16 protein-coding genes and 5 tRNA genes are annotated in these 20,701 nt (G+C 59.4%); 15 read left to right on the forward strand and 6 right to left on the reverse strand.

Annotated features, from left to right (window positions below):
- The first annotated feature begins 162 nt into the window (after window positions 1-162).
- On the forward strand, window positions 163-1,686 hold the full coding sequence (locus ACZZ0A_RS06325) for a nucleobase:cation symporter-2 family protein (protein ID WP_007913403.1): 1,524 nt from the start codon (window positions 163-165) through the stop codon (window positions 1,684-1,686).
- A 229-nt stretch (window positions 1,687-1,915) separates the two neighbouring features.
- Here ACZZ0A_RS06325 and ACZZ0A_RS06330 read toward each other — a convergent pair.
- Window positions 1,916-1,991 (reverse strand) — tRNA-Asn (locus tag ACZZ0A_RS06330).
- Window positions 1,992-2,211: 220 nt separating this feature from the next.
- Between ACZZ0A_RS06330 and ACZZ0A_RS06335 the strand changes: the two genes are divergently transcribed.
- Window positions 2,212-2,442 (forward strand): hypothetical protein, encoded by a 231-nt coding sequence (locus ACZZ0A_RS06335; RefSeq protein ID WP_007913405.1) that lies wholly within the window; start codon window positions 2,212-2,214, stop codon window positions 2,440-2,442.
- Here the strand turns inward: ACZZ0A_RS06335 and ACZZ0A_RS06340 are convergent.
- On the reverse strand, window positions 2,439-2,639 hold the full coding sequence (locus ACZZ0A_RS06340; protein WP_038363595.1) for a hypothetical protein: 201 nt from the start codon (window positions 2,637-2,639) through the stop codon (window positions 2,439-2,441). The genes ACZZ0A_RS06335 and ACZZ0A_RS06340 overlap by 4 nt on opposite strands.
- Window positions 2,640-2,864: 225 nt before the next feature.
- The gene (locus ACZZ0A_RS06345) at window positions 2,865-4,061 is read right to left on the reverse strand and encodes an amino acid aminotransferase (protein ID WP_463542668.1); all 1,197 of its coding nucleotides are present in this window, start codon (window positions 4,059-4,061) and stop codon (window positions 2,865-2,867) included.
- Window positions 4,062-4,398: 337 nt separating this feature from the next.
- On the opposite strand from ACZZ0A_RS06345, the gene uvrB reads away from it, so the two are divergent.
- The gene (gene uvrB, locus ACZZ0A_RS06350; RefSeq protein WP_007913411.1) at window positions 4,399-6,414 is read left to right on the forward strand and encodes an excinuclease ABC subunit UvrB; all 2,016 of its coding nucleotides are present in this window, start codon (window positions 4,399-4,401) and stop codon (window positions 6,412-6,414) included.
- A gap of 115 nt (window positions 6,415-6,529) precedes the next feature.
- Here the strand turns inward: uvrB and ACZZ0A_RS06355 are convergent, their stop codons facing one another.
- Window positions 6,530-8,080, reverse strand: coding sequence for an MDR family MFS transporter (locus tag ACZZ0A_RS06355; RefSeq protein WP_007913412.1), 1,551 nt, complete (start codon window positions 8,078-8,080; stop codon window positions 6,530-6,532).
- On the reverse strand, window positions 8,070-9,119 hold the full coding sequence (locus ACZZ0A_RS06360; protein WP_095111759.1) for an HlyD family secretion protein: 1,050 nt from the start codon (window positions 9,117-9,119) through the stop codon (window positions 8,070-8,072). Before ACZZ0A_RS06360 ends, ACZZ0A_RS06355 begins: the two co-directional genes overlap by 11 nt.
- Before the next feature lie 228 nt (window positions 9,120-9,347).
- Between ACZZ0A_RS06360 and gltX the strand changes: the two genes are divergently transcribed.
- The 12 genes from gltX (at window position 9,348) to ACZZ0A_RS06420 (ending at window position 18,944) form a co-directional block, all read left to right on the forward strand.
- On the forward strand, window positions 9,348-10,829 hold the full coding sequence (gene gltX, locus ACZZ0A_RS06365) for a glutamate--tRNA ligase (RefSeq protein WP_007913414.1): 1,482 nt from the start codon (window positions 9,348-9,350) through the stop codon (window positions 10,827-10,829).
- Window positions 10,830-11,085: 256 nt separating this feature from the next.
- Window positions 11,086-11,161 (forward strand) — tRNA-Ala (locus ACZZ0A_RS06370).
- 79 nt (window positions 11,162-11,240) lie between these two features.
- A tRNA-Glu gene (locus ACZZ0A_RS06375) sits at window positions 11,241-11,316 on the forward strand.
- Between the two features lie 53 nt (window positions 11,317-11,369).
- A tRNA-Ala gene (locus ACZZ0A_RS06380) sits at window positions 11,370-11,445 on the forward strand.
- 78 nt (window positions 11,446-11,523) lie between these two features.
- Window positions 11,524-11,599, forward strand: a tRNA-Glu gene (locus tag ACZZ0A_RS06385).
- Between the two features lie 182 nt (window positions 11,600-11,781).
- Window positions 11,782-12,321, forward strand: a complete 540-nt coding sequence (locus ACZZ0A_RS06390) for a TetR/AcrR family transcriptional regulator (protein ID WP_007913421.1) — start codon at window positions 11,782-11,784, stop codon at window positions 12,319-12,321.
- Window positions 12,322-12,351: 30 nt separating this feature from the next.
- Window positions 12,352-13,185: an alpha/beta fold hydrolase gene (locus ACZZ0A_RS06395; RefSeq protein WP_007913423.1), complete on the forward strand. Its 834-nt coding sequence runs from the start codon at window positions 12,352-12,354 to the stop codon at window positions 13,183-13,185.
- Between the two features lie 46 nt (window positions 13,186-13,231).
- Window positions 13,232-13,669, forward strand: a complete 438-nt coding sequence (locus tag ACZZ0A_RS06400) for an acyl-CoA thioesterase (protein WP_123374808.1) — start codon at window positions 13,232-13,234, stop codon at window positions 13,667-13,669.
- A gap of 164 nt (window positions 13,670-13,833) precedes the next feature.
- Window positions 13,834-14,793 (forward strand): tRNA dihydrouridine synthase, encoded by a 960-nt coding sequence (locus ACZZ0A_RS06405; RefSeq protein WP_007913426.1) that lies wholly within the window; start codon window positions 13,834-13,836, stop codon window positions 14,791-14,793.
- Between the two features lie 121 nt (window positions 14,794-14,914).
- Window positions 14,915-15,361, forward strand: coding sequence for an Hsp20 family protein (locus tag ACZZ0A_RS06410; protein WP_007913433.1), 447 nt, complete (start codon window positions 14,915-14,917; stop codon window positions 15,359-15,361).
- A 188-nt stretch (window positions 15,362-15,549) separates the two neighbouring features.
- Entirely contained in the window at window positions 15,550-16,245 is a 696-nt protein-coding gene (locus ACZZ0A_RS06415; protein WP_007913435.1) for a DUF1266 domain-containing protein, read from the forward strand.
- Window positions 16,242-18,944, forward strand: a complete 2,703-nt coding sequence (locus tag ACZZ0A_RS06420; protein ID WP_463542669.1) for a DUF805 domain-containing protein — start codon at window positions 16,242-16,244, stop codon at window positions 18,942-18,944. The genes ACZZ0A_RS06415 and ACZZ0A_RS06420 overlap by 4 nt, the downstream gene beginning before the upstream one ends.
- Here ACZZ0A_RS06420 and ACZZ0A_RS06425 read toward each other — a convergent pair.
- Window positions 18,941-20,632, reverse strand: a complete 1,692-nt coding sequence (locus ACZZ0A_RS06425) for an Hsp70 family protein (protein ID WP_414915417.1) — start codon at window positions 20,630-20,632, stop codon at window positions 18,941-18,943. The genes ACZZ0A_RS06420 and ACZZ0A_RS06425 overlap by 4 nt on opposite strands.
- Window positions 20,633-20,701: the final 69 nt, after the last annotated feature.

Here is a 20,701-nt window from a genome sequence, read left to right on the forward strand (position 1 = left end):
GCATGGCTTTTGATCGTGCCACGTGATGAGGGGGTCCTCAAGTCATCAGGCCGTTTGAGTGACGAGTAACCCGCTCCGGATATTTTGTATACAAAACCATGGACACTTGTCGCGAGTTTTGAATACAGTGTGCGCATAACAAAAACCAGGGAACCCCCCACCATGAAAACGCCCCATGTTTCACACCAACGGCCCGAGGACGAAAATCTCGGGGTCGGCGCGAATATGGCTTACGGCCTGCAACATGTTCTGACCATGTACGGCGGTATCGTTGCGGTGCCACTGATCATCGGCCAGGCGGCCGGCCTGTCGCCGGCGGACATCGGTTTGCTGATTGCTGCTTCATTGTTTGCGGGGGGGCTGGCGACGCTGCTGCAAACCCTGGGTCTGCCGTTTTTTGGCTGTCAGTTGCCGCTGGTGCAGGGTGTGTCGTTCTCCGGCGTGGCGACCATGGTCGCAATCGTCAGCAGTGGCGGGGAGGGCGGCTTCCAGTCGGTGCTCGGCGCGGTGATAGCGGCGTCCTTGATCGGGTTACTGATCACGCCGGTGTTCTCGCGAATCACCAAGTTCTTTCCGCCCTTGGTCACCGGTATCGTGATCACCACCATCGGCCTGACGCTGATGCCGGTGGCCGCACGCTGGGCGATGGGCGGCAACAGTCACGCGCCGGATTTCGGCAGCATGCAGAACATCGGTCTGGCGGCGGTGACGCTGGTATTGGTGCTGTTGCTGAGCAAGGTCGGCAGCTCGACCATCTCGCGTCTGTCGATCCTGTTGGCCATGGTGATCGGCACGGTGCTGGCGGTGTTCCTCGGCATGGCGGATTTCTCCAGCGTCACCACCGGGCCGATGTTCGGCTTCCCGACGCCGTTCCACTTCGGCATGCCGACCTTCCACTTCGCCGCGATCCTGTCGATGTGCATCGTGGTCATGGTGACCCTGGTGGAAACGTCGGCAGACATTCTGGCGGTCGGTGAGATCATCGGCACCAAAGTCGATTCCAAACGTCTGGGCAATGGCCTGCGGGCGGACATGCTGTCGAGTATGTTTGCGCCGATTTTCGGTTCGTTCACCCAGAGCGCCTTCGCCCAGAACGTCGGGCTGGTGGCGGTGACCGGAATCAAGAGCCGCTATGTAGTGGCGACTGGCGGTATCTTCTTGGTGATCCTTGGTCTGCTGCCGTTCATGGGCCGGGTTATCGCAGCAGTGCCGACGTCGGTACTCGGCGGCGCCGGTATCGTGCTGTTCGGTACGGTGGCGGCGAGCGGTATCCGCACGCTGTCCAAGGTGGATTACCGCAACAACGTCAACCTGATCATCGTCGCCACCTCGATCGGTTTCGGCATGATCCCGATTGCTGCGCCGAACTTCTACGATCACTTCCCAAGCTGGTTCGCGACCATTTTCCACTCGGGCATCAGTTCGTCGGCGATCATGGCGATCCTGCTCAACCTGGCGTTCAACCACTTCACTGCCGGTAACTCGGATCAGCAGTCGGTGTTTGCGGCGGCGGAAGAGCGGACCCTGCGCTATCGCGATCTGGCGGCGCTGCGTGAAGGCGATTACTTCAGCGACGGTAAGCTGCATGACTGCGATGGCAAGGAAGTGCCGGTGATCGAGCCAGATGACCACGATCATGGGCACGGTGCGCCGAAGGTGCAGGTGAAAAGCAGCGAGCATGTCTGACCGCTGTAGCTGAATAGAAAAGGGTCGATCTGTTAACCGCAGATCGGCCCTTTTTCATTTCAAGATCAAAAGATCGCAGCCTTCGGCAGCTCCTACACAGATCTCATACTCCGCCGATTCTGCGGATGAACGCTGAATCTGTAGGAGCTGCCGAAGGCTGCGATCTTCTGATCTTTTCGAGCGCCCACAAAAAAGCCCCTGAATCTTTCGATTCAGGGGCTTTGCTATTTGGCTCCACAACCTGGACTCGAACCAGGGACCCAATGATTAACAGTCATTTGCTCTACCAACTGAGCTATTGCGGAATTGGTGCGTATGTTACTGATTCAAAAAGAGAAGTCAAGCATGGGCGGAAAAATTAAATGAATTCTCGGGACGGACGATGACTTGTCAGCGATTGGCGGTTACCAGAACCGCAGCAGAGGTCTACCATGGCTGCCCGGAAGTGGTCACACGCGCTGCCGGCCATTTGCCGAAAAAGGTCCGCGTCATGAACCGTTTGTCCTGTAACAGCGAGGTGTTCGCATGAGCATCGCGCAAATCAGCCTGCCCAAAGGCGTCGGTCCCCACGCCGAAAAACTCTTTGATGCAATCACCCAGGCCAGCACCGCTGAGGAATTGAACCGCGCCGGTGGCAAGGCCGAAGGCTTCGTCCTGGGCCTTGAAAGCACCAAGGCGATCAAAAGCCAGATCGCCGAATCGCTGTACGTCGTTTATGACGATGCCGCGAGTCAGCGTGCGAGCGAACTGGCTTAACTGCCGAAGGTGATGGTGCCCATCATCAGTTTGGCGTAAGCCGCGGTGGCCGCCAGTTGCACCAGCCACAGCGCCAGACCACCGAGAAACACCCCGGCCGCTACTTGCAGCACCAGGCTTTTTTCGCGTTTGGCTGAGGCGCGGGGGATGAAGTCATCCAGATCGTCACGGTCGGCGCGCAGGTTGTCGTTTTTCATTTGGCTTCTCACAAAATACTCGGATAAACACAAAACCCTGTAGGAGTGAGCCTGCTCGCGATAGCGGTGTGTCAGACAGTGATGCTTCGGCTGAAAAAACGCTATCGCGAGCAGGCTCACTCCTACAATGGGATTTGTGTGCAGTTTAGAGGGTATGGGGATTGTTTCGTGGCAATAAAAAAACGGGAAGCCCCAAGGCTTCCCGTTTTTCATCACGCAGCGAAATCAGATGACCTGAACAATCGCATCCGTTACTGCCTTGATGTTGCTCTGGTTCAGCGCTGCCACACAGATACGACCGGTATCCAGGGCGTAGATGCCGAACTCGTTGCGCAGGCGATGCACTTGCTCAGTGGTCAGGCCGGAGTAGGAGAACATGCCGCGCTGACGACCGACGAAGCTGAAGTCGCGGCCCGGCGCTTTCTCGGCCAGCAGGGCAACCATCTGCTCGCGCATGCCACGAATGCGCAGACGCATTTCAGCCAGCTCGGCTTCCCACTGTGCGCGCAGTTCCGGGCTGTTCAGCACGGCCGCTACGATGCTTGCGCCGTGGGTTGGCGGGTTGGAGTAGTTGGTGCGGATCACGCGTTTGACTTGCGACAGCACGCGCGCGCTTTCTTCTTTCGATTCGCTGATGATCGACAGGGCGCCAACGCGCTCGCCGTACAGCGAGAACGACTTGGAGAACGAGCTCGAAACGAAGAAGGTCAGGCCGGATTCAGCGAACAGGCGCACGGCAGCGGCGTCTTCGTCGATACCGTCGCCAAAGCCCTGGTAGGCCATGTCGAGGAACGGTACGTGACCTTTGGCTTTAACCACGTCCAGCACGTTGTTCCAGTCCGCCGGGGTCAGGTCGACGCCGGTCGGGTTGTGGCAGCAAGCGTGGAGGATAACGATCGAGCCGTTCGGCAGGGCGTTGAGGTCTTCGAGCATGCCGGTACGGTTTACGTCGTGGGTGGCGGCGTCGTAGTAACGGTAGTTCTGCACCGGGAAACCGGCGGTTTCGAACAGGGCGCGGTGGTTTTCCCAGCTCGGGTCGCTGATCGCCACGACAGCGTTCGGCAGCAGTTGCTTGAGGAAGTCGGCACCGATTTTCAGTGCGCCGGTCCCGCCGACGGCCTGAGTGGTGATGACGCGACCGGCGCTGATCAGCGGCGAGTCGTTGCCGAACAGCAGCTTTTGCACGGCCTGGTCGTAGGCAGCGATGCCATCGATCGGCAGGTAACCGCGCGAAGCGTGTTGAGCGACGCGAATCGTCTCGGCTTCGATCACGGCGCGCAGAAGTGGAATTCGCCCCTCTTCGTTGCAGTAAACACCCACGCCCAGGTTGACCTTGGTGGTCCGGGTATCGGCGTTGAATGCTTCGTTGAGGCCCAGGATTGGATCGCGGGGTGCCATTTCGACAGCGGAGAACAGGCTCATTATTGCGGCGGCTCTGAATGGAGAATGGAGGGACGTGTCGCGCTCCAGCCGGATGCACTAGAGCGGTGCACAAACGGGGAGCTAGTATAGAGGCCATTACGGAACAATGGCGACAGGCGATTCGGCTTTTCAGGCAAGTTTTTCCGATTATTTCTTGACCGTTAGTCGACTGCGCGTGTCAGAGTCTTTACCGGATGTAGGACGTTTGCCTTGAAAGGTGAGGCAATCGCCACCACATTGAGCACAATCCAGGTTTTTTCTTGCGCGACACCGGTCGTTTACGGTCGTCCCCGTGGTGCTCCGCTTTGTTCGGAATGCCGCGATCCCAGAGGTGTATATGTCCGAATTCCAGCTCGTCACCCGCTTCGAGCCCGCCGGCGATCAACCGGAAGCCATTCGCCAATTGGTCGAGGGTATCGAAGCCGGGCTGGCGCACCAGACGCTGCTCGGTGTGACCGGCTCGGGCAAGACCTTCAGTATCGCCAATGTCATCTCGCAGATTCAGCGCCCGACGCTGGTGCTGGCGCCGAACAAGACCCTCGCCGCGCAGTTGTACGGCGAGTTCAAGGCGTTTTTCCCGAATAACGCCGTTGAATACTTCGTTTCCTACTACGACTACTATCAGCCCGAAGCCTATGTGCCGTCGTCCGACACCTTCATCGAGAAGGACGCGTCGATCAACGACCACATCGAGCAGATGCGTCTGTCCGCGACCAAAGCGCTGCTCGAGCGCAAGGACGCGATCATCGTCACCACGGTGTCGTGTATCTACGGTCTGGGCAGCCCGGAAACCTATTTGAAGATGGTGCTGCATGTCGATCGCGGCGACAAACTCGATCAGCGTGCGCTGCTACGGCGTCTGGCCGACCTGCAATACACCCGCAATGACATGGATTTTGCCCGCGCGACCTTCCGTGTTCGCGGTGACGTGATCGACATCTATCCGGCGGAATCCGATCTGGAAGCGATCCGTATCGAGCTGTTCGATGACGAAGTCGAAAGCATTTCCGCGTTCGACCCGCTGACCGGCGAAGTCATCCGCAAGATGCCGCGTTTCACCTTCTACCCGAAGAGCCACTATGTGACGCCTCGGGAAACCCTGCTCGACGCCATCGAACACATCAAAGTCGAATTGCAGGAGCGCCTCGAATACCTGCGCAGCAACAACAAACTGGTCGAGGCTCAGCGGCTGGAGCAGCGCACCCGTTTCGACCTGGAAATGATCCTCGAACTGGGTTACTGCAACGGTATCGAAAACTACTCGCGCTATCTGTCCGGGCGTCCGGCCGGCGCTGCGCCGCCGACGCTCTACGATTACCTGCCGGCCGATGCCTTGCTGGTGATCGACGAATCCCACGTCAGCGTGCCGCAGGTCGGCGCGATGTATAAGGGCGACCGTTCGCGCAAGGAAACCCTCGTCGAATACGGCTTCCGTCTGCCGTCGGCACTGGATAACCGGCCGATGCGTTTTGACGAGTGGGAAGGGGTCAGCCCACAGACCATTTTTGTCTCGGCGACCCCGGGCAATTACGAAGCCGAGCACGCCGGGCGCGTGGTCGAGCAAGTGGTACGGCCGACCGGTCTGGTCGACCCGCAGGTTGAGGTGCGCCCGGCGCTGACTCAGGTCGACGATCTGCTCTCGGAAATCAGCAAACGCGTGGCGGTCGAAGAGCGGGTGCTGGTCACCACGCTGACCAAGCGCATGGCCGAAGACCTTACCGATTACCTTGCCGACCATGGCGTGCGTGTGCGTTATCTGCACTCGGACATCGATACGGTTGAGCGAGTCGAGATCATCCGCGATCTGCGCCTTGGCACTTTTGATGTGCTGGTCGGGATCAATTTGCTGCGTGAAGGTCTGGACATGCCGGAAGTGTCGCTGGTGGCGATTCTCGATGCGGACAAGGAAGGTTTCCTGCGCTCCGAGCGTTCGCTGATTCAGACCATTGGCCGCGCGGCGCGTAACCTCAATGGTCGGGCGATTCTCTATGCCGATCGCATGACCGGTTCGATGGAGCGCGCGATCGGCGAGACCGAGCGGCGTCGCGACAAGCAGATCGCCTTCAACCTGGAAAACGGCATCACCCCGCGCGGTGTGATCAAGGACGTCGCCGACATCATGGAAGGCGCCACCGTGCCGGGCTCGCGCAGCAAGAAGCGCAAAGGCATGGCCAAGGCCGCCGAAGAGAACGCCAAGTACGAAGCCGAATTGCGTTCGCCGAGCGAGATCACCAAACGCATTCGTGCGCTGGAAGAGAAGATGTATCAGCTGGCGCGGGATCTGGAGTTTGAAGCGGCGGCGCAGATGCGTGATGAGATTGCCAAACTGCGCGAGCGGCTTTTGGCTGTGTAAGGAGGATCGTTCCCACGCTCTGCGTGGGAATGCAGCCCGGACGCTCCGCGTCCGCTGTGACGCAGAGCGTCACCGGAGTCATTCCCACGCGGAGCATGGGAACGATCAGTTGCAGTTAGTGTGACTCCCCAGCCTTCAGCCCTTGCGGCAGTTTCTTGGTCAACAAGATCGCCAACATGCTGATCCCCAGCGCAATCCCGACAAAGTGAAACGCATCGTTGTAAGCCATGATCGCCGCCTGTTGATGGACGATTTCACTCAGTTTGCCCAGCGCCGCCGTGTCACTGCCAAACCGATCCGTCATCGATGCCAGCCGCTCAGCCACCTGCGGATTGGTCGGCACCACCGCCTCGCGCAAATAATCGAAGTAAGTCTTGGTGCGCGCATCCAGCAGCGTCGCCAGCAAGGCAATGCCGATCGCACCGCCGAGGTTACGCAGAATATTGAACAGACTCGACGCCGACCCCGCGTCCTGCGGCAGGATGTACGCCGTGGCAATCAGCGAAATCGTCACCATGATCAACGGCTGCCCCAACGCCCTAATGATCTGAATCTGATTGAACTGCGGCCCGGCAAAGTCCGGGTTGAGCACCCCCGAAGAAAAACTCGCCAGCCCGAACAGCCCAAAGCCGATCGTGCACAGCCATTTCGGCGAAACAAACTTCATCAGCTTCGGCACCAGCGGAATCAGGAACAGCTGCGGCACGCCCATCCACATGATCACTTCGCCGATCTGCAGGGCGTTGTAGTTCTGGATCTGCGCCAGATACAGCGGCAACAGATAGATCGAACCGTACAACCCGACACCCATGCCCAGGCTGGAAATACTCGACAAGCCAAAGTTGCGATTGCGCAGAATGCCAAGGTTGATCAGCGGATTCGGTTTGGAAATCTGCACGATCACAAAGGTAATCAGGCTGAGCAGGGCGATGCTGCCCAGGGTCACGATCAGGCTCGATTCGAGCCAGTCCTTGCGATGGCCTTCTTCAAGAAAGACTTGCAGGCAACCGAGGCCGACTCCCAGCGTGAGGATGCCGGTGTAGTCGGTGCTTTTCAGCAGTTCCCAGTGCGCTTCTTTCTTCTCTAGTCCGTACATCAGTCCGGCGATCATGATCAGGCCCGGCGGGATGTTGATATAGAAAATGTACTCCCAGCCCCAGTTTTCCGTGAGCCAGCCGCCCAGCGTCGGACCGATTGATGGCGCGAACGTGGCGGTCATGGCGAACATCGCCATGCCTTTGGCGCGGTGGTGTTCGGGGAGTTTGATCAGGGTCAGGGTGAACGCCAGCGGGATCAGCGCGCCACCGGTGAAACCCTGCATGGCGCGAAAGACGATCATGCTCTCCAGGCTCCACGCCATCGAGCAGAGCAACGACGAAGCCAGAAAACCCAGCGACACCCACACCGCCAGCCGACGCGCCGACAACAACTGCACCAGCCACGCGGTCAGCGGGATCATGATGATTTCCGCGACCAGATACGAGGTGGAAATCCACGAGCCTTCTTCCAGTGTCGCCGACAAGGCGCCCTGAATATCCTTCAAAGAAGAGTTGGTGATCTGGATGTCGAGCACGGCCATAAAAGCGCCGAGCATTACGCTCATCACCGCAATCCAGTCGCGCCGAGTCGGCTCGCCGACCGGGCGGATCAGCGAATCACCGGCCATTGTCCGGGGCGTCTTTGATGTTCACGGTGGCGGTGACGGACATGCCCGGACGGATCTTGCCGTGCAGCGGGTTGTCGGCCTTGAACGTCAACTTCACCGGAATCCGCTGCACGACTTTGGTGAAGTTGCCGGTGGCGTTGTCCGGTGGCAGCAGGCTGAACTGCGCACCGGAAGCGGCGAACAGACTGTCGACCCGCGCTTCGATCGGTGTGTCGCCGTAGGCGTCGAAGGTCAGTTCGGCTTTCTGACCGGGTTGCATATGGCCGATCTGGGTTTCCTTGAAGTTGGCCTGCACCCAGATATCTTCGTCCGGGACGATCGACAGCAGATAGGCACCGGCCTGCACCACTTGGCCGTTGCGCGCGGCGCGCTGGCCGACGAGACCGCTGATCGGTGCGTGGATTTCACTGCGGGTCAGGTTGAGTTCGGCTTGCGCGAGATCGGCGCGAGCGTTGGCGATCTGCGCGTCGAGGCGTTTGATTTCGGCGTTCAGGGCGTTGACTTGCTGACGCTGGCCTTGTGCGTCGGCTTGCGCCTTGGCCACTTGCGAGCGGGCAATGTGGGCGTCGGCGGAGAGGGTGGTCACGCGTTCTTCGGAAACGTAACCGGGTTTGCGCAGGGTTTCGGCGCGCGACAAATCCATCTGCGAGCGGCCAAGTGTCGCTTGGGTGGTCGCCACTTGCGCATCGCTGGCGGCGATCAGGCTCGATTGCTGAGTCAATTTGCTTTGCGCCTGCAGGCGCTCGGCTTCGCGGGTGGCGAGGGCGGCATTGGCGCGATCGATGGCCAGGCGGAAATCATTCGGTTCCAGGCGCACCAGTAGCTGGCCTTTTTCCACGTGCTGATTGTCCTGCACCAGCACTTCATCGATGCGCGCGCTCAGTTGGCTCGACACACGGGTGATTTCGCCCTGGACATAGGCGTTGTCGGTGCTTTCATAAAAGCGTCCCTTGAAAAACCAGTGGGCGAAGAAGCCCCCGGCAATCAACAGGACCAGCAGCAGGAAAATCAACAGGCGACGCTTGAGTTGGGCAGGCATGGGCAAACTGTAGTCGAGGAATTGTAAGGAAAGTTATCAGCAGGCGAATCTGGCATACAGCCGATAAACGGTAAATGCCATCCGCTGATATTTGCCCATTCACCACGGCTTACCGGCGTTACAGACGCAAACTTGGCTTAAATGCCCTGCCTGCTGGAGCGGGGCGGGTGTCGCCTGTTACCATTCGCCGCTTGATTGTTTTGCTTTTCATTCTTTTCGAGACATGCCATGACCACCGTCCGCACTCGCATCGCGCCATCGCCTACCGGGGATCCCCACGTAGGTACCGCTTACATCGCATTGTTCAACTACTGCTTTGCCAAGCAGCATGGCGGTGAGTTCATCCTGCGCATCGAAGACACCGACCAGTTGCGTTCGACCCGCGAGTCCGAACAGCAGATCTTCGACGCCCTGCGCTGGCTGGGCATCGACTGGAGCGAAGGCCCGGACGTTGGCGGGCCGCACGGCCCGTACCGGCAGAGCGAGCGTGGCGACATCTATCAGAAGTACTGCCAGCAACTGGTCGACATGGGCCATGCGTTCCCGTGCTTCTGCACCGCTGAAGAGCTGGATCAGATGCGCGCCGAGCAAATGGCTCGCGGCGAAACGCCACGCTACGACGGCCGCGCGCTGCTGCTGTCGAAAGAAGAAGTCGCCGCTCGTCTGGCCGCTGGCGAACCCCACGTGATCCGCATGAAGGTGCCGAGCGAAGGCGTTTGCGTGGTGCCGGACATGCTCCGTGGTGATGTCGAGATCCCGTGGGATCGCATGGACATGCAAGTGCTGATGAAGACCGACGGCCTGCCAACGTACTTCCTCGCCAACGTCGTCGACGATCACCTGATGGGCATCACCCACGTCCTGCGCGGCGAAGAATGGCTGCCATCGGCACCGAAACTGATTCTGCTGTACGAATACTTCGGCTGGGAGCAACCAGAGCTGTGCTACATGCCGCTGCTGCGTAACCCGGACAAGAGCAAGTTGTCCAAGCGCAAGAACCCGACTTCGGTGACGTTCTACGAGCGCATGGGCTTCATGCCGGAAGCGATGCTCAACTACCTCGGTCGCATGGGCTGGTCGATGCCGGACGAGCGCGAGAAGTTTTCGCTGCAGGAAATGGTCGACAACTTCGACCTCAAGCGTGTTTCGCTGGGCGGGCCGATCTTCGACATCGAGAAGCTGTCGTGGCTAAACGGCCAGTGGCTGCGTGATCTGCCGGTGGAAGAGTTCGCCGCACGCGTGCAGAAGTGGGCGTTCAATTCCGAATACATGATGAAGATCGCGCCGCATGTTCAGGGTCGCGTCGAAACCTTCAGCCAGGTTGCACCGCTGGGCGGGTTCTTCTTCGCTGGTGGCGTTAACCCGGATGCCAAGCTGTTCGAATCGAAGAAGCTTTCGGGTGATCAGGTTCGCCAGTTGATGCAGTTGATCCTGTGGAAGCTGGAAAGCCTGCGTCAGTGGGAGAAGGACAACATCACCGCGACGATTCAGGCAGTGGTCGAATCGCTGGAGTTGAAGCTGCGCGATGCGATGCCGCTGATGTTCGCGGCGATCACCGGGCAGGCGAGTTCGGTGTCGGTACTCGATGCGATGGAAATCCTTGGCCCGGACCTGACCCGTTATCGTCTGCGTCAGGCGATCGACCTGCTGGGCGGCGTGTCGAAGAAAGAAAACAAAGAGTGGGAAAAACTGCTGGGCGCTATCGCCTGATAACTTAACCCCCCTGTAGGAGCTGCCGAAGGCTGCGATCTTTTGATCTTGATCTTTAAACGGCAACGTCAAAAGATCGCAGCCTGCGGCAGCTCCTACAGGGGCATGCTTTATCCCAAGTCCCGGATTTACGGGGGAGGGCGGTAAGTGATTGTTATGCCGACGAAAAACTTTGAAAAATTTCAAAAATAAGTTTGACAGGCTTTCGATACGCCCTTAAGATTCGCCCCGTCCTCAGCGATGACATCAACGATGAGGGGCTATAGCTCAGCTGGGAGAGCGCTTGCATGGCATGCAAGAGGTCAACGGTTCGATCCCGTTTAGCTCCACCAATTTACACTTCAAGGTCTGGCCACACCGGCCTTGAAGCGATCAACACTCAGCGTTGATCAGTTGTATAGAAGGGTTTGCGTCCCCTTCGTCTAGTGGCCTAGGACACCGCCCTTTCACGGCGGTAACAGGGGTTCGAGTCCCCTAGGGGACGCCAGTTTTACAGAAGCGATGTTGCAAAATGTCGCTCCGCCGCGAGGCGAAAAATCCGGGGCTATAGCTCAGCTGGGAGAGCGCCTGCATGGCATGCAGGAGGTCAGCGGTTCGATCCCGCTTAGCTCCACCAATTTACAATTCAAGGTCTGGCCACACCGGCCTTGAATCGATCAGTTCTCAGCGCTGATCAGTTGTATAGAAGGTTTGTGTCCCCTTCGTCTAGTGGCCTAGGACACCGCCCTTTCACGGCGGTAACAGGGGTTCGAGTCCCCTAGGGGACGCCACGATTACCCGCTCTGCGGGATTTTATAAGGGTCATTCAATTATTGAATGGCCCTTTTGTTTGTCTGGCGTTTGGCCAATTCTCCTTTTTCCTTACACTGTGCTTCAGACCAGCGGTCATATCCTTGACTTGCAGAATATTATTATGCGAATAATATTCTAGTCGTAATATTCGGAGGCAACGATGAACGATAAAAAAGCTCAAACCCGCGAACGCATCCTCAAGGCTGCCAGCGCTGCATTGATTCAGCGTGGCCCGGCGGACCCTAGCGTGGGCGAAGTGATGGGCGCAGCCGGCCTCACCGTCGGTGGCTTCTATGCGCACTTCGAAAGCAAGGACGCAATGATGCTCGAAGCGTTCAAGCAATTACTCGGTCGCCGCCGCGACCTGATTGCCGACATGGATGCCGAATTGACCGGCGAAGAGCGCCGCGCCTTGGTTGCCGCGTTCTATCTGTCGCGCAAGCACCGTGATTCCAGCGATGCCGCGTGCCCGATTCCAGCTTCGATTGGCGAGTTGGGTCGTTTGCCGGAATCGTTCCGCATCGCGCTGAACGAACACCTGGAGTTGATGATCGCGCAGTTGGCGTCCAGTCCCGAGGACACCGACAAAGCCCTGGCCGACGTGGCCTTGATGGTGGGTGGTCTGGCGCTCGCCAGGGCGCTGGGCCCGGGAGATTTATCCGATCGATTGCTGCGCGCTGCCAAGTCGGCGGTGCGTTGACCTGAAGGCAGCACGCCTGAGGAGAGAGCGATGAACACGTTGAAGTGGGTTCGTGGCGTTAATGGCACCTTGGGCTGGATTGCACCGCAACGAGTGGCGAGCAAAATGCGCCTGGCGTTCATGACGCCGCGTTCGCTGCCGCTGCGGGATTGGGAGTTGCCGTTGTTGGCGAGCTCTGAACGGATCACCTTGCGCTTTGGCCTCTCGGCGCTGCGCTGGGGTCAAGGCCCGACGGTGCTGCTGATGCACGGTTGGGAAGGGCGGCCAACCCAGTTTGCCGCGCTGATCACTGCACTGGTCGATGCCGGTTACACCGTTGTGGCGCTCGATGGTCCGGCCCATGGTCGTTCGCCGGGGCGTGAAGCCAATGTCGTGTTGTTCGCTCGGGCAATGCTCGAAGCCGCTGCCGAACTGCCGCCACTGCAAGCGGTGATCGGTCACTCCATGGGCGGCGCCAGCGCCATGCTCGCTGTGCAACTGGGCTTGCGCACCGAAACCCTCGTCAGCATCGCCGCACCTGCGCGAATTCTTGGTGTGCTGCGCGGTTTTGCCCGCTACGTCGGTATGCCGCCGCGAGCGCGTTCCGCCTTCATCCGCCAGGTCGAGCAAGATGTCGGGATGCGCGCCGCTACGCTCGACGTTGCCCACTATCAACTGGATATGCCCGGCCTGATCGTGCATGCCGAGGACGACAACTTTGTCTCGGTCAAAGAGTCGCAACTGATCCACGAATCCTGGTTCGACAGTCGCTTGCTGCGGCTTGAGGGCGGCGGTCATCAGCGCGTGCTGGCCGACCCTCGCGTGGTTGATGGCGTGTTATCACTGCTGGCCGGCCGCAGCCTCCAGGCGCGCCAATCAGCCTGAGCTCCGTTACACTGCCCCGGTTGAATACATTGACCGGGAGTGGGGCATGGGCTGGGATCGGGCAACGCCGTTTACCATTGATCTGCAAGTAGGCGCCGAGGATATCGACGGCTTGGGGCACGCGAACAACGCGGTGTACGTGACCTGGCTGGAGCGCTGCGCCTGGCGCCACTCGCAGCGTCTGGGCCTGGATCTGGTCGAGTATCGGCGCCTGGATCGGGCAATGGCCGTGGTTCGTCACGAGATCGATTATCTGGCTGCGGCCTATGAAGGCGACGAACTGCAATTGGCGACCTGGATTGTCGATTGGGATCAGCGCCTGAAAATGACCCGGCATTTCCAGCTCAAGCGCCCGAGTGACAACACCACGCTGTTGCGTGCGCAAACCACTTTCGTCTGTATCGAGCTGTCCACGGGCAAGCCAAAGCGCATGCCGGTCGAGTTCGTCGAGGGCTACGGACCGGCGATCCTGGCACTAGCCTGACCCGATCCCTGTAGGAGCTGCCGAAGGCTGCGATCTTTTGATCTTGATCTGCAAACAGCAAAATCAAAAGATCGCAGCCTTCGGCAGCTCCTACAAGGGATCTGCGGATTTGCGCGATATCCAGTAAACTGCCGCACGTTTTTTCCATAAGTAGTGTTTTCCCCATGCAAATTGCTCTGGCACCCATGGAGGGGTTGGTCGACGACATTCTCCGCGACGTGCTGACCCGCGTTGGCGGCATCGACTGGTGCGTGACCGAATTCATTCGCGTCAACGACCAGTTGCTCACTCCAGCCTACTTTCACAAGTTCGGCCCTGAGCTGCTCAATGGCGCGCGTACCGCATCCGGCGTGCCATTGCGCGTGCAATTGCTCGGCTCCGATCCTGTATGCCTGGCGGAAAACGCTGCACTGGCCTGCGAACTCGGCTCCGAAGTGATCGACCTCAACTTCGGCTGCCCGGCCAAGACTGTGAACAAATCCCGGGGCGGCGCCGTGCTGCTCAAAGAGCCGGAATTGCTTAACCAGATCGTCGAGCACGTGCGCCGCGCCGTACCCGCGCACATTCCCGTGACCGCGAAAATGCGCCTGGGCTTCGACAGCCCCGACGGTTCGCTGGTCTGCGCCACGGCATTGGCTGAGGGCGGCGCCGAGCACATTGTGGTTCACGCCCGTACGAAAATGGACGGCTACAAACCGCCCGCACATTGGGAGTGGATTCCACGCGTACAAGACGTGGTCAAAGTCCCGGTGTTCGCCAACGGCGATATCTGGAGCGTCGAGGACTGGCGTCGTTGCCGCGAAATCAGTGGCGTGGAAGACATCATGCTCGGCCGCGGACTGGTGTCGCGTCCGGATCTGGCCAGGCAAATCGCTGCCGCCCGCGCTGGCGAAGAAGTGGTCGAGATGACCTGGGCCGAGCTGATGCCGCTGATCCAGGACTTCTGGCTGCAAGCCAAAGCGCAGATGACTGCACGTCAGTCGCCGGGCCGTTTGAAGCAATGGCTGGCCATGCTGACGCGCAATTATCCCGAGGCCACTGAACTGTTTACCGTGCTGCGTCGTGAAACTGAGCCGGATCATGTCTCGCGTTTACTCGGTCTGCCGGTTGCCGAAGCGGCCTGAAAAAAATCTGCAAATAATCTCTTGAAATCATTTCAGTGGTCCCTATTTAAGGGTTACGCGATGCCGAATTCGGGTCGCGGAGTCAAAAAACCTTGCTGATTGTTTTCAGGAGATTTGAACCATGAGTACTGCATTTTCCCTCGCACCACTGTTCCGTTCCTCGGTGGGTTTCGACCGTTTCAACGACCTGTTCGAAACCGCTCTGCGCAACGAGCCGGGCAGCAGCTACCCACCTTACAACGTGGAAAAGCACGGTGATGACCAATACCGCATCGTTGTAGCGGCAGCCGGTTTCCAGGAAGAAGACCTGGAGCTGCAAGTCGAAAAAGGTGTGCTGACCATCAGTGGCGGCAAGCGTGATGCCAATGAAGGCGTGACCTTCCTGCATCAGGGCATTGCCCAGCGTGCTTTCAAGCTGTCCTTCCGCCTGGCCGATCACATCGAGATCAAGGCTGCGGATCTGAGCAATGGTCTGCTGAGCATCGACCTGCTGCGTGTGATCCCGGAAGAGGCGAAAGCCAAACGCATCCCGATCAACGGGACGCAGAAGCCGGCGTTGCAGCACTGAGTCACGTGCCGCAACACAATCGTCTGAACGGACGATGAGCCGCTGAATGAAGGCCCCGCTACGTCGGGGCCTTTTTTGTGGGCGAAAGAAAACCGTTGTTCGACTTTGCCGCTGGCGGCGGTTTCTCTACAATCCGCGGCAGTTTTGCCGACCCCCATTCCTCACCGGTCGGCCTGGAGCCTTTTTTCATGGACGATATTCAACAGCGCTGGCTGTGCGCTTTGTCTGCGCCAATGGCGGCGATCAATACCGGCGCCAGCTACGACGACCCGGCCTTCTGCAACGATCGCTACATCGACCTGAAAGACAGCTGGGGTATCGACGACCGTGGGCAATTGTTCGACATGCTCGAACGGATGACCGACGACGGCCATGCCAAGCACCTCAGCGCGGCCTATTTGGCTTGGCAGCGTTGTCTGCCAAGTGAATGGCAGGCCTTGCTTGAAGATCTCACTCCCCGCGAACGCATCCTGCATGAGTTTGCCAGTCGCACGTTCGGCAGTTGTGGGCCGGGCGGGATTTTGTCCTGGGACTATGGCCGCATGGGCTTTCTCTTGCGTTGCGCGGTGCGCAATCAGTGGATCGATCTGGACGAAAGCAACTGGCTGCACAGTCGTTTGGCCCTCAGAGCGCAATTTCACTACGGCAGCTGGATGGCTTACTTCGATGGCTTTGTGGTGGGCCGGACGTTTTGGTCGTGCCTGAGCGCCAGCGACGATGAGCTTGCGCGTGAGCTGGATCGACAAGGCGCCAACGCCCTTAACGTGCGGATTGCCCGCGGTCTTGCCGAGAACATCCCTCAGTTCCTTGCTGATTTGCCGTGGCACATGGAAATTGATTTGCCGCCGCGCCCGGCATCGCTCAAGGAGTTCGACTGGTCATGAGTTGCTGGATCCGCCTGGGCATCGAGCCTACTAACGACGAAAACCTGATTCGCAACGCCTACCGCGCACGTTTGCCGGCGCATCACCCGGAGACCGATCCGCAAGGGTTTCAGGCGCTGCGCATGGCCTACGAAAACGCCCTGCGTCTGGCGCGAGAGGAAGGGGATGAGGAAGAAGAGTACGAGGAACAATCACCAGCGTTAGAGCAGGAGGTCGTCGAGGTCCCTCAGGCGTTCGTGGATTTCTGCGAGTTGCTGGATGATCCCGCCCGCCGGTTCAATTTTGCTGCGTGGCAGGTGTTTGTCCGGGGGCTGGATGAGCTGTCACTGGACGTGCTCGATGAACTCAGTTGGGGGCTTTACCACCGGCTGGCCGACGCCGGCCCGTTGTCGTACCGCTGCGCGAATCTGTTGGCCAAACGTATGGCCTGGGATCAGCAGTTGCTGGATCTTGCGTTCGACGACGCCCATCAGGTCGAATCCTTTCTACAGCGAATCGCAACGCCTGACCCGTTCGACACGGATCTGATGGGAACTTGGTCAGAGGCTGCACAGACCGAATCGCTGTGGTACGCCCGTAGCCTCGATTTTATCTTCACCCAGCGCCCACTCCATGAGTTCGCCGACTTCGCCAGTCGGCACACCTGCCTGCCATTGCCGAATGATGCCGCGTTCCTCAAGCGCCTGTTGGTGCAGTTCACTCAGGCAGGCATCGGCGGGCCGACGTTTTTGCAGTGCTGTATCGAACAGCAGCTTGCCGCACCGGATGATGTCGACTGGCTTTACCTGTTGGCGTGCCAGAACAGTCTGCTGGGGCGAGACGATCAGGCATTGCCGTGCTGGATCCGGCTGTGGAACGAGCATCGCCATCCGATGGCGGAAAGTCGTCTGCTGGAGCTGTGTGCCAAGCGCCAGCCGACTTTTCTGCCTCTGCTGATTCAGGCATTCGATCGCCTCGAGGACTGCTCTGACTGGTCGGAGGATCTCGGCGATGACGGCCAGGTGTATGGCAGCCCGTCACAACATCCCGAGACGCTGAACCGTTGGCTGGGTGTCGGAAGATTAGCGCTTGATAGCCTCGCGCAAAGCTTTGTCGATTGGCGCATGAGCGGTGATGAACTGCCATTGCTCGCGCAATTGCTCGGCGAAAATGCCGACAGCCGATTGCTGCATCTGTACCGCCACGCCTGGGCGTTGCATCGGGGTGATTCGGCGTTGTTGCAGCAGATTGTGGATGCACCGCTGCCGATCGATGCCCTCGAAAGCTTGGTGATGAGCGGATTCAAATATCAGGCCGCGCAACACCTGCGTTGGCTGGGCGGGGCACCGATTGCGCTGGCCATGAGCGCGTTCAGCGACGCAAATTCGGTTTCGCAGGCATTGCCGCAGGTACTGACGGAGGGCGAGCCGCACAAGGTCTGTCGGCTGTGGCTGCGTCGCTTGCGGCCTTACAACGACATTGCGCTGGAACGACTGGCAGACGCGTTCAAGCTGGCTGCGGTCAAAGACGACTGCGACTTGTCCGAACTCGATTTGATTCTGCAGTTAAGCCGGCGCGGGATCCCGTTGCCGCCAGTCGGGCTGGGTGAAGCCACTTGGGAGTGGCACGCGCAGACCCTGTTTTTGCTGGCATTGCTGGAACAACCCGAACGCTGGCTGCAGATGGTTGACGCGCAGTGCGTGGAGCGCCTGCCTTTCAATCCGGCCCATCCGTTGAGTCGTCTGCAACCGTTGTTGCGGCGCTTGCAGCGTGAGCAAGGCCATTGCGCCGGTTTGCTCGGATGGCTGCAAGGCAATGACCCGGTGCACGGTTTGTTGGTGCAGCAATTGTTCAGCGTGCAGCAGGCACTCGACAGCGTGCGGTTGCCGGCCAATAGCCTGCTTTACACCTGCCTCGAAAGTGATCGTGCTGCCTGTGGCGACGATTTACTGGGTTTGATGATGTTCTGGGGCGTGCTCTATCACGATCCGAGCCTGAGTGCCGAGCAGCATCGCGCATTGTTGCAATCGATCGCGGCGATCAGTTGTGAGGACGATTGGTTCGAAGGCTTCCGCGACGGTTTGATCAAAGGCGAACCGGTGTGGCCGCCGCGCAAAGTGCTGACCGATTTTGCTGTCGACAAACTGCTGGCGTATGAAGCGCTGGATGCGCTCAAGGGCTTGATTCGCTATGGCGCTGCCGGGGTGCCGAAAACGCGCGTCCTGCGCCAACTGCAACAGGGCAAGGACGATGTGCAGAACAGCATCGGGCTGCGCCTGGCCTTGTGCGCATTATTGTCCTGGTCGGAACGATTGCTGCTGGCGAAAAGCGATGTTCAGCCGGTACCGGCGACAGCGATCTGGCGTCTGGGATCGCGGTTGGGGCGTAAGGCTTTTATCGCTCAGGTCTTGGCCTGCGTGGTGATTGCGCCGGTGGCAGGGCTGATCAGTGGCACTACGGGCGCAGGCATTCTTATCCTGCTATTGGCCGTGCTGCTGTTGTTCGGCGCCATTCTGCGCCGTTTGCACGACATGGGCCGGGGCATTCCGACGTTGCTGATCTTCATGGCGCTGACGCCGGTTCTGCCATTCCTGCCTTTGGTGCTGTTCGGCTTTCCCGGTGACAAGTTGCCCAACCGCTATGGTGTGCCGCCGGACAGCGGTGATTCCGAAATGCTGTCCGGCGGCTTGCAGGCTGCCTTGCGGCGGCTCAACGGTTAGAGGCGTAGTTGATCCAGCGCCTTGTTCAGCTCTGAGCGATGGCTGGCAATCTCCGAGGGTTGCTGGCCGGCGAGCACGGTAGTGAAGTTGTGCAGCCATTCGGCAATGTGCTCGCGTTGCGTGCCGAGGCTTTGCATCCATGCCCGCTCCAGACGGGCGAGCAACGTGCGGTTGGGCAGCGCGTCGCGTGGATGGACTTTCAGAGTGGACAGCCGGTTATGGCTGTCTCGGCGTGCTTGCTCATCCAGACCCGTGGGGCTGCGGTCGATGCTGTGACTGTGACGCTCGCCGGTTTCGAGCAGGGTGACGTCGACTTCGAGCAGACCGTTGATGTCATAACTGAAGCGCACGTCCAGTTCCTGGATGTGTTCAGTGGGCGTCAACGTGACATCGAAAGCATCAATCAGAATGTTGTCGCAAACCCACGGCCGCTCACCCTGATAGACGGCGATGCGCAGCAGCGATTGCTTGGGCTGGGTGGTGTAATAACGCTCCACCCTTGACGTCGGAATGATGGTGTTACGTTCGATGATGGGCGAGAAGGCACCTTTGATGTCTTCTCCACGCATGGTCGCAATCCCCAGCGTATACGGGCAGACATCCGTCAGAATCAACTCTTCAACCGCCCCGTCACGCGCCTTGCACGCCGCTTGCGTCGCCGCCCCCAGCGCAACAATCGTGTCCGGATCAAGATGCCGGTACGGCAGGCGTCCGAACAGCGTGGCGACCATTTGCTGCACCGCCGGCATGCGCGTGGCGCCGCCGACCAGCACCAGGCTGTCGAGGTCACGGGGCTTGAGTCGGGCATCGCGCAGCGCCTGTTCGATCGGCGCGCGCAAACGCGCCAGCAGCGGCTCCCAGATTTTCACTGCCGCCGCTTCGTCCAGCGACCATTCGAGCGTCTTGTCGCCATGGCGCCAGCTCAGATGTTGAACACCTTCAGCGAGTTTGCATTTCAGTTGCTCCAGCGCGTCGCCGAGGCTGGCCATGCTTTGCGCATCGACCATTGCCGGAGTCAGTTGCCAATGTTTCAGGCAGGCCTGCAACAGCGCGGCAGTGAAGTCTTCGCCGCCGAGAAAGTTGTCGCCGGTGGAGGCGTGCACTTCGATCAGTGGCAACGCGTATTCCAGTACCGTGACGTCGAAAGTACCGCCGCCCAGATCGAAGATCAGCGTGCGTTCGAATTTCTGCTCATGCAGCCCGTAAGCCATGGCCGCAGCGGTCGGCTCGTTGATCAGGCGTGTCACCGAGAGCCCGGCAAGTTCAGCAGCAAACAGCGTGCGTTTGCGTTGCTCGTCACTGAAATACGCCGGCACGGAAATTACCGCTTCCGACACCGGGTGGCCGAGAAAGGCTTCGGCGTCCTGCTTGAGCGAACCGAGGACCAGCGCCGACAATTCTTCCGGGCTGAACTGACGTGCACCGAGCTGGACGCGTTTATCGCTGCCCATAAAACGCTTGAACGCTGCAGCGCTGCGCTCCGGGTGCGTGGTCAGGCGGGCGCGGGCGGCTTTGCCGACCAGAATGGTGTCGTCTTCATCGAGGCTGACCACCGAGGGCGTCAGTACATCGCCCAGAGCGTTGGGAATCAGTCGGGCCTGACCGTCCTGCCAGACGGCGATCAGACTGTTGGTGGTGCCAAGGTCGATGCCCAGCAGAGCCGGGCGGAGGAGGGTTGCATCCTGCATGAAAGATCTCGAAACGGCGCAAAAAACGCGACCCTACAGGTTGCCGCAAACCGTGGCAATTGCGCGTCT

This window comes from Pseudomonas sp. AC242, from assembly GCF_979258655.1.